The organism is Pseudoxanthomonas sp. USHLN014, assembly GCF_037153335.1.
In the GTDB taxonomy this organism is placed as follows: domain Bacteria; phylum Pseudomonadota; class Gammaproteobacteria; order Xanthomonadales; family Xanthomonadaceae; genus Pseudoxanthomonas_A; species Pseudoxanthomonas_A winnipegensis.
The window spans coordinates 32,339-45,365 of the sequence record NZ_JBBCKO010000007.1 but is presented as its reverse complement, the minus strand read 5'-3'; the positions used below and the strand labels follow the sequence as shown (position 1 = coordinate 45,365).

Below are 13,027 nucleotides of genomic sequence, written 5' to 3'. Positions count from 1 at the left end.
TGGGAGTGCCTTGCTGTCGTGGGAGCAACTATCTCTCAAATCTAGCGGCCGCCCGTCTGTAGAGCGGAGCTCGCTCCGCTGCTGTTGGTTCGGTTCGTGGGAAAGCCCTAGCGGAGCAAGCTCCGCTCTACAAGTGGGAGCCGCCATGGCGGCTCCCACCAGGCGATCAGCCCCTCCCCTTTCGCGTAGCGAAGGGGGAGGTTGGGAGGGGGTGCTTTTTAGCTCTCTAGCTCTTCAGCTTTGAGCTTTTCAGCTTCTAGCTCTTCGACTTTCAGCACCCCGCCAAACAGCCACCCTCAGTCGATCTCCGCCGGCTCGCGCTTCCATTCGCACAGGCGGGCGCGCAGGCGGATCACGGCCTGGCCGTGGATCTGGCAGACGCGCGATTCGCTGACCGACAGCACCGCGCCGATCTCGCGCAGGTTGAGCTCTTGTTCGTAGTACAGCGAGAGCACCATCGCCTCGCGCTCGGGCAGGCCGGCGATGGCCTCGGCCAGGGCATCGCGGAAGGCGGTCTGCTCGAAGGCGCGCGCCGGGGTGGCGCTGTCGGCGCCGGCCAGGCGCGCCTCGCCGTCGTGTTCGGCGATGTGCGCGTCCAGGCTGGTGAGCTGGCCGCGGGCCGCGTCCTCGACCAGGTGGTGGTACTCGTCCAGCGGGATCTGCATGACCGCCGCCACCTGCGCGGCGGTCGCGGCGCGGCCGGTGGCCTGCTCGACCTGGCGCACGGCCGAGACCATCTCGCGGTAGTTGCGGTGCACCGAGCGCGGGGTCCAGTCGCCGCGGCGCATCTCGTCGATCATCGCCCCGCGGATGCGGATGGAGGCGTAGGTCTCGAAGGTGGCGCCCTGGTCGTTCTGGAAATTCCGGGCCGCGTCGATCAGGCCCAGCATGCCGGCCTGGATCAGGTCGTCGATCTCCACGCTGGCCGGCAGGCGCGCGGCCAGGTGGTGGGCGATGCGGCGCACCAGTTCGCCGTGCCGCTCGACGATCTCGGCGGGCGAGCCCTGCTGGTGGGCGCGGTACTGGGCGGCGGCCATGAGGTTCATGCCGGGCTCCCTTGGGCGGGCTGGCCGACCAGGCGTTCGAGGAAGAATTCGACATGGCCGCGTGGGGCGGTGGGCTGCTGCCACTGGCGCGCGCGGCGGGCCATGTCGCGGAAGGCGATGGCCGAGGGCGCTGAGGGGAAGGCGTCCACGACGGCCTCCTGGCGCTGCACCGCGCGGCGCAGCCATTCATCGCGCGGCACCGCACCGAGATAGTTCAGGGTGATGTCCAGGAAGCGGCCGACCACGCGTTCGAGCTTGGCGAACAGCGCCGGGCCCTCGGTCGCATCGCCCACCTGGTTGGCCAGCACGTGCACGCGGCGCACGCCGCGGTCGCGGCCCAGGACCTTGATCAGCGCGTAGGCATCGGTCATGGAGGCCGGTTCGTCGCAGACCACCACCACCACGTCGTGCGCGGCCTGGCAGAAGGTCAGCACGCCATCGGCGATGCCGGCGGCGTTGTCGATCACCATCACGTCCAGCGGCACGTCCAGCTCGGAGAAGGCGTGGATCAGGCCGGTGTGCTCGGCCGGCGTCAGCTGGGCCATGTGCTGCTTGCCCGAGGCGGCCGGCACCACCAGCAGGCCCCCCGGGCCTTCCAGCAGCGTGTCGGCCAGCGTGCACTTGCCGGCGAACACATCGGCCAGGGTGAAGCGCGGGGACAGGCCCAGCATCACATCGGCATTGGCCAGGCCCAGGTCGGTATCCAGCAGCAGCGTGCGCTGGCCGGCGTTGACCATGGCCGCGGCCAGGTTGATCGAGGTCGTGGTCTTGCCCACGCCGCCCTTGCCGCTGGCCACGGCGATGACGCGGGGAATGCGCGGGGCGCGGGGATCAGGCGACTGCATGGCGGGTCTCGATGCCGTGGGTGGCCACATCGCTGCTGCGGCGCGCGCTTTCCATCGCCTGAGCGATGGCCAGGGCGTCGGCGGCGTCGATGTCGCTGTCGATGCGCTGGCCGTTGGTGGTGTAGGCGATGGGCATGGCGGTGCGCGCGGCCACCGACAGGGCGCTGCCCAGGTAGCCGGTCTCGTCCAGCTTGGTCAGGATCAGGCCTTCCGGCGCGGCCGGGCGGTAGCGGCGGATGACCTCGCCCATGTCCTGGGCGTGGCCGTTGGCCGGCAGCACCAGCAGGCTGCGCACCTTGGTGGTCGCGCGCAGCCACAGGATCTGGTTGAACAGCGCGCGGTCGGTCGGCGCGTAGCCGGTGGTGTCCACCAGCACCAGCGGATAGTCGGCCAGCTGCTCCAGCGCCAGCTGCAGGCCGCCGATGCCGCGCGCCTCGCACACGGTGATGCCGAGCTTGCGGCCGTAGGCCTGCAGCTGTTCGTGGGCGCCGGGGCGCTCGCAGTCGGTGGTGATCAGGGCCACGTCGCGGGCGCGGTGGCGGGCGGCGAAGCGCGCGGCCAGCTTGGCCGCGGTGGTGGTCTTGCCGGCGCCGGTGGGGCCGACCAGGGCGATCACGCCGCCCTCGTCGATGGTCTCGCTGGCGCAGATGCTGAGGCTGTCGGCCAGTTCGGCCAGCATCGCCGCGCTGACCTCGGCCAGCGTCAGGGACGGGTCCACGCGCAGGGCCACGGCCTGGGCCAGGGCCTGTTCGCAGCCGTAGCCGGTCAGGGCGTCGAAGGCGGCCGCGCGCGCCGGCGAGCCGCGCAGGCGTTCGAGCGAGAGCTGCTCCATCTGCGCCTCCATCAACGCGCGCATGCGGGCCATTTCCTCGCGCATGGCGACGATGGCCGGGTCGGTCTCGATGCCGGGCACCAGGGCCAGGGCGGGGCGGGCGGGTTCGGTCGGGGCCTCGGTGATCGGGGCGGCGGCCTCGGCCACCGGGGCGGCGGTGATCGGCTGCGCGGGGCGGGTCATGTCCAGGGTGACGGTGGCCTGGGCCTCGCTTTCGGCAAGGCGCGCGCGCAGGGCGGCGGCGAAATCCTGCACGTCGACCTGGGCGGCGGCTTCGGGTGCGGCGACGTGGACCTGGGCGGGCTCGGCGGCCGGCGCCGGTTCGGCGGGCTGGCCGAGCAGGCGCGCGCGGGCGCGTGCCAGCAGCGAGTCGGCGCCGTGCGTTGCGGGGCGGGCCTTGTCCATGACCGCGGCGAAGGCGGCGGCCGGATCGGGCCGCGCGCTCGGCGGCGGCGGTGCGGCGATCGGCTGGGCGGCGGCGACCGGCTGCGCCGGGATTCCGACGGATGCCGGGATCCCGGCGGGCAGCTGCTGCTGGGCCAGCGCCGACAGCGCGGCCGGGCTGGCATCGGCCGGGTCGGCGCCCGCCGCGCGCATGGCGCGGGCCAGCGCGGCCTGGTCGTACTCGGTGGCCGAGACCACTTCGATGCCGCCGGCCACCGGCCGGCTGGACAGGATCACCGCGTCCGGCCCCTGCGCGTCGCGGATCATCCGCAGCGCGGTGCGCATGTCGCTGGCAACGAAACTCTTGATGTTCATCGGGCGGTGGTCTCCTGCGCTGCCGGCCCTCCGGCATCACGCTTGGTTGGACTCATGCAGGAGTTGTGCCGTGGGTGGGGCGGGGATTGGGGATTCGGGATTCGGGATCGCGGGAAGCGTGAGCCCAAGTGTTCTGCCCCCTCCCTTGCGCGTAGCGCAGGGGAGGGTTGGGGAGGGGGGCTTTTCGCGCGTGGCCGGAGGAGAGCGAAGCAGCAACAGCAACAGCTGACCTCTCACCCCTCGGTCGCTAGCGCGACTTCGAGCTCCCTTGCGCTGCGCGCAAGGGCGGGGGCGGGTCATGCGGCTAGTGCGAACGTCGCTTGATTCCTGGATCTCGCCTCGATCACCAGTTCTTCTTGCCCACTTCTGACAAAGCTCTTAGCTTCGCCCGAATCCCGAATCCCGAATCCCGAATCCCGAATCCCGGCCTCCTCACCCCACCGCCCCCACCAGCCGCAACCGCTTGTCCTCCGGCACTTCCGAATAGGCCAGCACCGACAGCGAAGGCACGCTGTGGCGGACCAGGCGGGCGATGGCGGCGCGCACGTTGCCGGGGACCAGCAGCACGGCCGGTTCGCCCTTGCTCTCCTGCTGGGTCACGCACTGGCTCAGGTTCTGGTGGATGCGCTCGGCCAGGCCGGGTTCCAGGGCGCCGCCCTGGCCGCTGACCGAGTCCTGCATCACCCGCTCCAGCTGCGGGGCCAGGGTGAACACCGGCAGTTCGTCGGCCATGCCGTTGAGTTCCTGCACGATGAAGCGGCCCAGCGCCACGCGCACCGCGGCGGTCAGCTGCGCCGGGTCCTGGGTGTGGACGGCGTGCTCGAGCAGGGTCTCGACGATCTGGCGGATCTGGCGCAGCGGCACCTTGTCGGCCAGCAGCGACTGCAGCACCTTGGCCACCACCGACAGCGGCAGCAGTTTGGGCGTGAGGTCCTCGACCAGCTTGGCGTTGCCGCCGCGGCCCAGCGTGGCCAGCAGCTGCTGCACCTCTTCCAGGCCCAGCAGTTCGGCGGCACGCTCGCGGATCAGGTGCGACAGGTGGGTGGCCACCACGGTGGCCGCGTCGACCACGGTATAGCCCAGCGATTCGGCATGCGCGCGCTGGGCGGGCAGGATCCAGGTCGAATCCAGGCCGAAGGCCGGGTCCTTGCCGGGGATGCCGTCCAGCGCGCCGAACACGCGGCCCGGGTCCAGCGCCAGCTCGCGGTCGGGATGGATGTCGCCGGTGGCCAGCGGCACGCCGTGGACCAGCACGCGGTACTGGCCCGGTGCCAGCTCCAGGTTGTCGCGCACGTGCACGGCGGGAATCAGGAAGCCCAGGTCCTGGGTCAGCTTGCGGCGCACGCCCTTCAGGCGCGCCAGCAGTTCGCCGCCCTGGTTCTTGTCCACCAGCGCGATCAGCTTGTAGCCCACTTCCAGGGCCAGCGGCTCGACCGGGCGGATCTCGTCCCAGCTCAGCTCGGCATTGCCGGCCGGCGTGCTGGCGGCGGCCGCCGCGGCCGCGGCGTCTTCCTGCGGGGCGGCCAGGCGGCGCTTGTGCAGCTGCCAGGCCGCATAGCCCAGCACCGCCGCCAGGATCAGGAACGGCACGTTGGGCATGCCCGGGATGATGCCGATCAGGCCCAGCAGCAGCGCGGCGATGGTCAGCGCACGCTGATGACCGAAGACCTGCTTGGACACCGTGGCGCCCATGTCCTGCTCGCCGGTGGAGCGGGTCACCAGCATCGCCACGGCGGTGGCGATCAGCAGCGCCGGCAGCTGGGCGACCAGGCCGTCGCCGATGGCCAGCAGCGTGTAGGTGCGCAGCGCGTCGGCGAAGGACATGTCGTGCTGGAGCACGCCGATCAGCAGGCCGCCGACGATGTTGATCGCCAGGATCAGGATGCCGGCGATGGCGTCGCCGCGCACGAACTTGCTGGCGCCGTCCATCGAGCCGTAGAAGTCGGCCTCCTCGCGCACTTCCTGGCGGCGGGCCTTGGCCTCCTCGCGGGTCAGCAGGCCGGCGTTGAGGTCGGCGTCGATGGCCATCTGCTTGCCGGGCAGGGCGTCGAGGATGAAGCGCGCCGACACCTCGGAGATGCGCCCCGCGCCCTTGGTCACCACCACGAAGTTGACGATGGTCAGGATCGCGAACACCACGATGCCCACCGCGAAACTGCCGCCGATCACGAACTGGCCGAAGGACTCGATCACATGGCCGGCCGCGCCGGGGCCCTTGTGGCCGTGCAGCAGCACCACGCGCGTGGAGGCGACGTTCAGCGCCAGGCGCAGCAGGGTGACCAGCAGCAGCACGCTGGGGAAGATCGAGAACTCCAGCGGGCGGCGCACGTAGACCACCGCCAGCAGCACCACCAGGGACAGGGCGATGTTGATGGTGAACAGCCCGTCCAGCACGAACGGCGCCAGCGGCACGATGACCATGGCCAGCATGGCCACCACCACCAGCGGCGCGGCCGCGCCCGAGCGCACCGCGCCCATCAGCCCATCGACGGAGAACCGACCTTGCTGCGCACTCACGGTGACGGTTCCTTGGCGATGGCGCCGGCAGCGTGGGGGTCGTAATCCACCGCGCCCTCGGGGCCGGCGTCGAGCGGCGCCAGCGCCGGCATCGGGCCACGGCCCGGCGCCCAGGCGCGCAGCTGGTAGACGTAAGACAGCACTTGGGCAACGGCGGCGTAGAGCTTCACCGGGATTTCCTGATCGACCTGGGCCTGTCTGTACAAGGCGCGTGCCAGCGGCGGCGCCTCGACCACGGCGATGCGGTGGGCCTGGGCCAGTTCGCGGATGGCCAGGGCGGTCTCGTCCACGCCCTTGGCCACCACCACCGGCGCGCGCATGCCGGCGTCGGCCTTGTATTTGAGCGCCACCGCGTAGTGGGTGGGGTTCATCAGGATCACATCGGCGGTGGGCACCGCCTCCATCATCCGGCGCTTGGACATCTGCATGGCGACCTGGCGCACGCGCGCCTTGACCTCCTGGTTGCCCTCGGCCTCCTTGAACTCGTCCTTGATCTCCTGCTTGGTCATCTTCAGCCGCGCGCGGTGCTGGTAGTGCTGCCAGGGCACGTCCAGCAGGGCCAGCGCGCCCAGCGCGCCGATCATCGCCAGCAGGGTGGACATGGCCATCTGCACGCCGCCGGCCACCGACTGCTCCAACGAGGCCTGCGGCATGCCTAGCAGCGCCTTGAAGGCGCGGTAGACCATCCAGGTGCCGATGCCGCCGATCAGGCCCACGCGCAGCAGCGAGCGCAGCAGCTCGGCCAGGCTCTCCTTGCCCCACATGCGGCCGAGGCCGGTCATCGGATTGAGCCGGCTGAAATCCGGCTTGAGCGCCTGGCTGGTGAAACGCAGGCTGCCCATGATCGCCGGTGCGATCAGGCAGGCCGCCAGCGCGGCGGCCAACAGCGGCAGCATCGGCTTGAACAGCGCCACGGCCAGCGAGGCGGCGTGCGGCAGCAGGCGCTCGGGCGCGTCGAGCATGGCCCGGTCCAGCTGCAGCGCCCCGCGCATCCAGTCGCGGCTGACCGCGCCGATGTGGCCGGCGCTGGCTTTGAGCGCGATGACCGCACAGCCCAGCACCGCCACGTTGGCCAGCTCGCGCGAGCGCGGCACGTTGCCCTTCTCGCGGGCCTCGCGCAGGCGTTTTTCGGTGGGTAATTCGGTGCGGTCTTCCTGGTCTTCGCTCATCGTCCTGCGCTCCTGGTCAGCCCGTGATCGCGCGGGCGGCGGCGAAGGCCTGGTCGAACAGCGCCTGCACCGGGGCCTGCAGCTGGCGTGCCAGCAGCATCAGCAGCACCAGGCCGACCAGCAGCGAGACCGGCAGGCCGATCTGCATGGGGTTGAGCTGCTGGGCGGCGCGCGAGAGCACGCCGAAGGCGATGTTCACCGCCAGCAGCGCCATGATCACCGGCAGCGCCAGCAGCACCCCGGCGCGCAGCGCGGCGCCGAAGAAGTCCGGCACCGCCGACAGCACCGCATGCGGATCGGGCAGGGCCGCGCCGATGGGCAGGCTGGCATAGCTGCCGGCCAGCAGGTTGATCAGCGCCAGGTGCCCGTCGAAGCTGAAGAACAGGAGCGAGAACACCAGGAAGAACCACTGCGAGAGCACCGGCGAGGACGCGCCGGACAGCGGGTCGGCCATGGTCGCGAACGACAGGCCCATGCCCTGGGAGACCAATTCGCCGGCCAGCTGCCCGGCCTCGAAGGCCAGGCGCAGCACCAGGCCGATGGCGAGGCCCACGGTGAACTCGCGCAGCACGCCCAGCACCGTGGCCGAATCGATCGCCAGCGGCGGCGCGGCGGGCAGCACCGTGGACAGCGTGGCCGACAGCGCCACCACCAGGATCAGGCGCACACGCGCCGGCAGCGTGCGCCCGCCGATCACCGGCAGCACCTGGAACGCCGCGCCGATGCGCAGCCCATGCCACAGCACCGTGGCCAGCAGGCCGAACAGGTCCACGCCGGTGGACGTGGTCAGGGTGACGGCATCCATCGTCGCGCGCCTTGAGGCTTCAGCCGATCAGCTGCGGGATGCGGTGGAACAGGTCGATGGTGAAGGCGGTCAGACGCCCCAGCAGGAAGTTGCCCGCGATCGCCAGCGTGGCCACCAGCGCCAGCGCCTTGACCACGAAGGCGATGGTGGCCTCGTTGATCTGCGTGGCCGCCTGCACGATGCCCACCACCACGCCGACCACCAGCACCATCAGTAGCGGCGGTGCGCCCAGGACCAGGGCGATTTCCAGGCCGCGGGAGATTTCGGTGAGGGCGGTTTCAGGGGTCATGGCCGTATCGGGCAAAGCGCGTCGGGTGCCGGGTTTCCGGCGAATGCCGGCAAGGCTGCAAGGCGCGTGCCTGGAGCCCAGGAGCAAAAGCTAACCCCTCCCCAGCCCTCCCCTTGGCCTACGGCCAAAGGGAGGGGGCAGGTCATGAGCTCAGCCTGAAACCGCACGGCCGTGCTTTTGCCCCCTCCCTTTCGCGCAGCGAAGGGGAGGGCTGGGGAGGGGTGAGCTTTTCCGCTTTTTCGCATTTCCTACGTCGCATTCTGTAGCGACCATCCAAGGAGCTCAGGCATGGATGCCTTGCGCCACCGCGCACGCCAGCTGCGCAACGCGCCGACCGACGCCGAACACCGACTCTGGCAACGCCTGCGCGGCGGGCGACTGGCCGGAGTGAAGTTCAGGCGCCAGATGCCGATCGCCGGCTACATCGCCGATTTCGCGGCACCAGCGATGGGGCTGATCATCGAACTCGACGGCGGGCAGCACGCCCAACAGCTGCGGGCCGATGCGGCGAGGACGCGGGCGCTCAATGCGGCGGGCTATCGCGTGCTGCGCTACTGGAATCATGACGTGCTGCAGCGGCCGGATGCGGTGCTGGAGGACATCCTGCGCGCGCTGGGGTTGGAGGGCTGATGCGGGTGGCAACAGCAACGGCAACGGCGTAACCCCTCCCCAGCCCTCCCCTTCGCTTCGCGAAAGGGAGGGGGCGGGTCATGGGGGCGGTAACAGAGTCGCTTGATCTTGCCGTCGCGGAGAAGTGCTTGGCCTTGCTTTTGCCCCCTCCCTTTGGCCGCAGGCCAAGGGGAGGGCTGGGGAGGGGTGGCTCTTCGCGGGGACCTGTCAGAAGAGCCGGAGCTCGAACTCCAGAACGAAGGCAAGCTGGAGGCCAGCGGCCCCAAACAACCAGATGGATCGCAGCTCGCGAGCCAACCAACCCCATCAAAACGGATTGAAGCTCGACGCCAGCGAGCCCACCACCAGCACCCAGCCGTCGACCAGCACGAACAGCAGGATCTTGAACGGGGCGGAGATCAGCATCGGCGAGAGCATCATCATGCCCATGGACATCAGCACGCTGGCCACCACCAGGTCGATGATCACGAACGGGATGTAGATCAGGAAGGCGATCTCGAACGCGGTCTTCAGCTCGCTGGTCAGGAACGAAGCGGCCAGCACGCCGAACGGCACGTCCTGCGGGTTGGCGTACGGCCCGGTATGCGAGAGGTTGGCGAAGGTCATCAGGTCGTTCTGCCGCACCTGGGCCAGCATGAAGCCGCGGAACGGTTCGATCGCCGCGCTCCAGGCCGACTTGAAGTCCATCGTCTTGTCCAGGTACGGCGCGATGCCGTGGGTCCAGGACGCGTCGAACACCGGCGTCATGATCATGAAGGTCAGGAACAGCGCCAGCGCCAGCAGCACCTGATTGGACGGCGTCTGACCGGTGCCCAGCGCCTGGCGCAGCAGGCCCAGCACGATGATCACGCGGGTGAAGGCGGTCATGCCCAGCAGCGCCGCCGGCAGCAGCGTGATGCTGGTCATCAGCAGCAGTACCTGCAGCGGCATGCTGACCTTCTCGCCGCCGACCTGGCCGACGTTGACCTGCGGCAGCGGCTGGCCGGCCAGGTCGGTAACGCTGGGCAGGTTGTTCTGCGGCGCGGCGGCAGCCTGCGCCGGTGCGGCCTGCGGGGCGGCCTGCTGGGCCAGGGCGCTGCCGGTCAAGGCCAGGCCAAGGCCGAGCAGCAGCACCGCCAGCAGCGGCATCAGGCGCGAACGCGACAGGCTCATGATTTCTTACCGAAGTGCTGCGCCAGCACCTGGGCGAATGCAGGCGGCGCTTTGTGTTGGGGAAGCGGCAGCGGGGTGTCGAGCTGGTGCAGCACGCGCGTGCCGCCGGCGCCGGTGCCCAGCACCAGCTGGGTGTCGCCGACCGCCACGACCACCACGCGCTCGCGCGGGCTCAGCGACAGCGAACCGACCACCTTCAGCGCCGGATTGCTGGCGCCGCCGATGCCGGGCATGCGCTTGGCCAGCCAGCCCAGCAGCAGGATCAGGCCGACCACCAGCACCAGGGCGAGCACCGCGCCGCCGATGCTGCCGGCGCCGGTCCCGCTGGCCGGGGCGCCGACCGGCGCGCCGAGCTGGGTCGTGGTGGCCTGCGCGGCCGGACGGCCCGGCACGGTGAACTGTTTGGCCGGCTGCGCCGTGGACGCGGCTGCGGCCTCGGCCTCGACATTGGTCGGCAGCGCGGCGGCGGACGCCTGGTCGGCGGTGGCCGGCGCGGAAGAGGCCGCGACGCTGGTGGCCGCGGCCGGTGCCGTGCTCGCCGGCGCATGGCCGTCGCTCTGCGGACTGGCGGCGGCCGTGGCCGGCAGCGTATCGGCGGGGGCGACGACCGCGTCCGGCGCCAGCGACGCCGCTGCGGACGCCGCCGTGCTCACTTGAGCCTCTTGATGCGTTCGGCCGGGCTGACCACGTCGGTCAGGCGCACGCCGAAGCGGTCGTTGACCACCACCACCTCGCCCTGGGCGATGAGCGTGCCGTTGACGTAGACGTCCATCGGCTCGCCGGCGGCGCGTTCGAGCTCGACCACCGAACCGGCGGTGAGCTGCAGCAGGTTGCGGATCGGGATGCGGGTGCGGCCGACTTCCAGCGACAGCTGCACCGGCACGTCCAGGATGACGTCAAGATTCAGATCGCCCGCCACGGCGCCGGGTTCGGCGGTGAGGGAATCGAAGGCGGCGGGCGCGGCGGGATCGGTGCTCATAGGAGGTCGGACTCGGGGGAATCGTTGGAGGAGGGCACGCGCGGGAACTGCACCTGCGTGACCTTGAAGGCGTTGAAGCCGTTGTGGACGCCGAACTCGCCGGCGAACATCGGCGTGCGCTCGACTTCCAGATGCACGGGGCGTGCCAGCTCGATGGGGATGATGTCGCCCACGCGCAGGCGCGAGAGATCGCGCAGACTGATCTGGCGGTGGGCGATGGACAGGCTCAGCTCCAGGTCGGCGTCCTGCAGGCCGGCGCGCAGTGCGCGCGACCAGCCGGCGTCGGCCTCGGCCTTGGGCCGCTTGCTCGAGACCTCCAGCTGTTCGCGCACCGGCTCGAGCATCTTGTAGGGCATGGCCACGTGCAGATCGCCGCCGCCGCCTTCCAGCGCCACCGAGAAGCGGCTGACCGCGATGTAGTCGCGGCCGTCCATCAGGTCGGCGGTGGCCAGGTTGGGGTCGGGCGGCAGCACCGACAGCGCCACCGGCGCCAGCGGCGTCCAGGCCTCGGCCAGGTCTGCCAGGGTCTGCTTGAGCATCAGCTGGATCACGCGCTGCTCGGTCGGGGTGAACTCGCGGTTGTCGATGCGCGCGGGCAGGCGCCCGGCGCCGCCGAAGAAGTTCTCCACCGTGCTGAAGACCAGGCGCGGCTCGTACACCACCAGCGCGGTGCCCTTGAGCGGGGCCATGTGCACGCGGGTGACGCTGGCCGGCATCGGCAGCGCATTGGCGTACTCGTCGAAGCGCAGCACGTCGGTGCCGCGGTAGGTGAGCTCCGGCGCGCGGCGCAGCAGGTTGAACAGCCCGGTCCTGAAGTTGCGCACGAAGCGCTCGTTGAGCGCGTCCAGCCCGGGCAGGCGGTTACGGATCGCGCGGCCGGCCTGCTTGAAGTCGTACAGGCGCACCTCGCCGGGCGCGGCGGCCTGGCCGGTGCCGACCGCGCCGCTGTCCACGCCGTGCAGCAGCGCGTCGATCTCGTCCTGGGACAGCAGTTCGTTGCTCATCACTGCACGACCAGGCTGGTGAACAGGACCGCTTCGGGCTTGTTGGGACCGCCTTCGCCAGCCAGGACCTTCTTGACCTCGACCAGGGCGGCCTCCTGCAGGCGCTCCTTGCCGCTGCGCTGGGCCAGGCCGGCGGCGGTCTGCTGGCCGAACAGCAGCAACAGGCGGTTGCGGATCGCCGGCGCCTGGTCCTGCAGCGCCTTGAGCGTTTCCGGGTCGCGCGTCATCACCTGCACGTCGGCCTGCAGATAGCGCGTGGCGTCGGTATCGGCCAGATTGACCACGAAGGCCGGGTCCAGCGCGAAGTAGGTCGCGCCGGCCTTGGCCTTGGCGCTCGCGCCGTGTTCGCCCGCCGGCGCGCCTTCCGCCGCGGCGTGGCCGCCGCCGGCGCGCTGCTGGATGAACCAGCCGCCCGCCATGCCGCCGCCGAGCAGCACCACGGCGCCGAGGATCAGGGGCAGCTTGCTCTTCTTCTTGGGCGCATCGGCCGCTGCTGCGGGTTTGGAAGCCACGGGAACCACTCCGGTATCGACGAAAGGGGAGACTGCCCCGCGTGATGCAAGCGGCGTGCCGTGCGTCCGATGCCTGGGTGAGCCTGCGGGGAACGTCCGATGCGCCTTGTTGGCGGCGGAATTCCGTCGCGGCCATGGGCTCGCGCCCAACGCTCCGCTGGCGCCGATGCGCCTTGGCGCCCCCACGAAACGTCTACCGTCGTTCCCGCGAAGACGGGAACCCATGGACGTTGCTCGATCTGCACGGACGTCCCTGGATCCCAGCGTTCGCGGGGATGACGGGCTTTGAACTCATTCGCGCGGAGTGGGATTGGCTTTCGGCGAGTAGGTGGCTTCAAGGCGCGCGCCGCACCTAGCAGCTAGCCTCCCTATCGTCACCACTAGCAAAACCTCCCTACCGTCGTTCCCGCAAAAGCGGGAACCCAGTGGCTTTACATGCGAAGGATCAAGGCGCTGGCTTCGCGTCTCAACGGGAGCCGCGGCTGTCC

Annotated in this window: 13 protein-coding genes; 1 reads left to right on the top strand and 12 read right to left on the bottom strand. The window is 70.6% G+C overall.

Translation table 11 applies throughout. The features are described from left to right. Window positions 1-296: 296 nt before the first annotated feature. The 7 genes from WFQ05_RS13510 to WFQ05_RS13480 form a co-directional block, all read right to left on the bottom strand. Entirely contained in the window at window positions 297-1,046 is a 750-nt protein-coding gene (locus WFQ05_RS13510; RefSeq protein ID WP_337054209.1) for an RNA polymerase sigma factor FliA, read from the bottom strand. Further along, a complete protein-coding gene (locus WFQ05_RS13505; protein WP_130530787.1) occupies window positions 1,043-1,891 on the bottom strand; it encodes a MinD/ParA family protein in 849 nt (282 codons plus the stop codon). Before WFQ05_RS13505 ends, WFQ05_RS13510 begins: the two co-directional genes overlap by 4 nt. Further along, complete coding sequence (gene flhF, locus WFQ05_RS13500) at window positions 1,878-3,482, bottom strand: flagellar biosynthesis protein FlhF (protein ID WP_337054208.1); 1,605 nt, start codon at window positions 3,480-3,482, stop codon at window positions 1,878-1,880. Before flhF ends, WFQ05_RS13505 begins: the two co-directional genes overlap by 14 nt. A gap of 432 nt (window positions 3,483-3,914) precedes the next feature. Further along, window positions 3,915-5,960: a flagellar biosynthesis protein FlhA gene (gene flhA / locus WFQ05_RS13495; RefSeq protein WP_130531028.1), complete on the bottom strand. Its 2,046-nt coding sequence runs from the start codon at window positions 5,958-5,960 to the stop codon at window positions 3,915-3,917. Window positions 5,961-5,995: 35 nt separating this feature from the next. Continuing rightward, on the bottom strand, window positions 5,996-7,168 hold the full coding sequence (gene flhB / locus WFQ05_RS13490) for a flagellar biosynthesis protein FlhB (protein WP_337054207.1): 1,173 nt from the start codon (window positions 7,166-7,168) through the stop codon (window positions 5,996-5,998). 16 nt (window positions 7,169-7,184) lie between these two features. Then, on the bottom strand, window positions 7,185-7,973 hold the full coding sequence (gene fliR, locus WFQ05_RS13485) for a flagellar biosynthetic protein FliR (RefSeq protein ID WP_130523210.1): 789 nt from the start codon (window positions 7,971-7,973) through the stop codon (window positions 7,185-7,187). A 19-nt stretch (window positions 7,974-7,992) separates the two neighbouring features. Next, the gene (locus WFQ05_RS13480) at window positions 7,993-8,262 is read right to left on the bottom strand and encodes a flagellar biosynthetic protein FliQ (RefSeq protein ID WP_130515545.1); all 270 of its coding nucleotides are present in this window, start codon (window positions 8,260-8,262) and stop codon (window positions 7,993-7,995) included. Window positions 8,263-8,550: 288 nt separating this feature from the next. On the opposite strand from WFQ05_RS13480, the gene WFQ05_RS13475 reads away from it, so the two are divergent. Continuing rightward, a complete protein-coding gene (locus WFQ05_RS13475) occupies window positions 8,551-8,892 on the top strand; it encodes a DUF559 domain-containing protein (protein WP_337054206.1) in 342 nt (113 codons plus the stop codon). Window positions 8,893-9,198: 306 nt separating this feature from the next. Here the strand turns inward: WFQ05_RS13475 and fliP are convergent, their stop codons facing one another. The 5 genes from fliP to WFQ05_RS13450 are packed head-to-tail and all read right to left on the bottom strand — an operon-like array spanning window position 9,199 to window position 12,539. Further along, window positions 9,199-10,044: a flagellar type III secretion system pore protein FliP gene (gene fliP, locus WFQ05_RS13470; RefSeq protein ID WP_306993474.1), complete on the bottom strand. Its 846-nt coding sequence runs from the start codon at window positions 10,042-10,044 to the stop codon at window positions 9,199-9,201. Continuing rightward, entirely contained in the window at window positions 10,041-10,697 is a 657-nt protein-coding gene (fliO, locus tag WFQ05_RS13465; protein WP_337054204.1) for a flagellar biosynthetic protein FliO, read from the bottom strand. Before fliO ends, fliP begins: the two co-directional genes overlap by 4 nt. Beyond that, window positions 10,694-11,023, bottom strand: coding sequence for a flagellar motor switch protein FliN (gene fliN / locus WFQ05_RS13460; protein ID WP_130515551.1), 330 nt, complete (start codon window positions 11,021-11,023; stop codon window positions 10,694-10,696). Before fliN ends, fliO begins: the two co-directional genes overlap by 4 nt. After that, window positions 11,020-12,027: a flagellar motor switch protein FliM gene (fliM, locus tag WFQ05_RS13455; RefSeq protein ID WP_337054203.1), complete on the bottom strand. Its 1,008-nt coding sequence runs from the start codon at window positions 12,025-12,027 to the stop codon at window positions 11,020-11,022. The genes fliN and fliM overlap by 4 nt, the downstream gene beginning before the upstream one ends. Then, window positions 12,027-12,539: a flagellar basal body-associated FliL family protein gene (locus WFQ05_RS13450; protein ID WP_130523213.1), complete on the bottom strand. Its 513-nt coding sequence runs from the start codon at window positions 12,537-12,539 to the stop codon at window positions 12,027-12,029. The genes fliM and WFQ05_RS13450 overlap by 1 nt, the downstream gene beginning before the upstream one ends. Window positions 12,540-13,027: the final 488 nt, after the last annotated feature.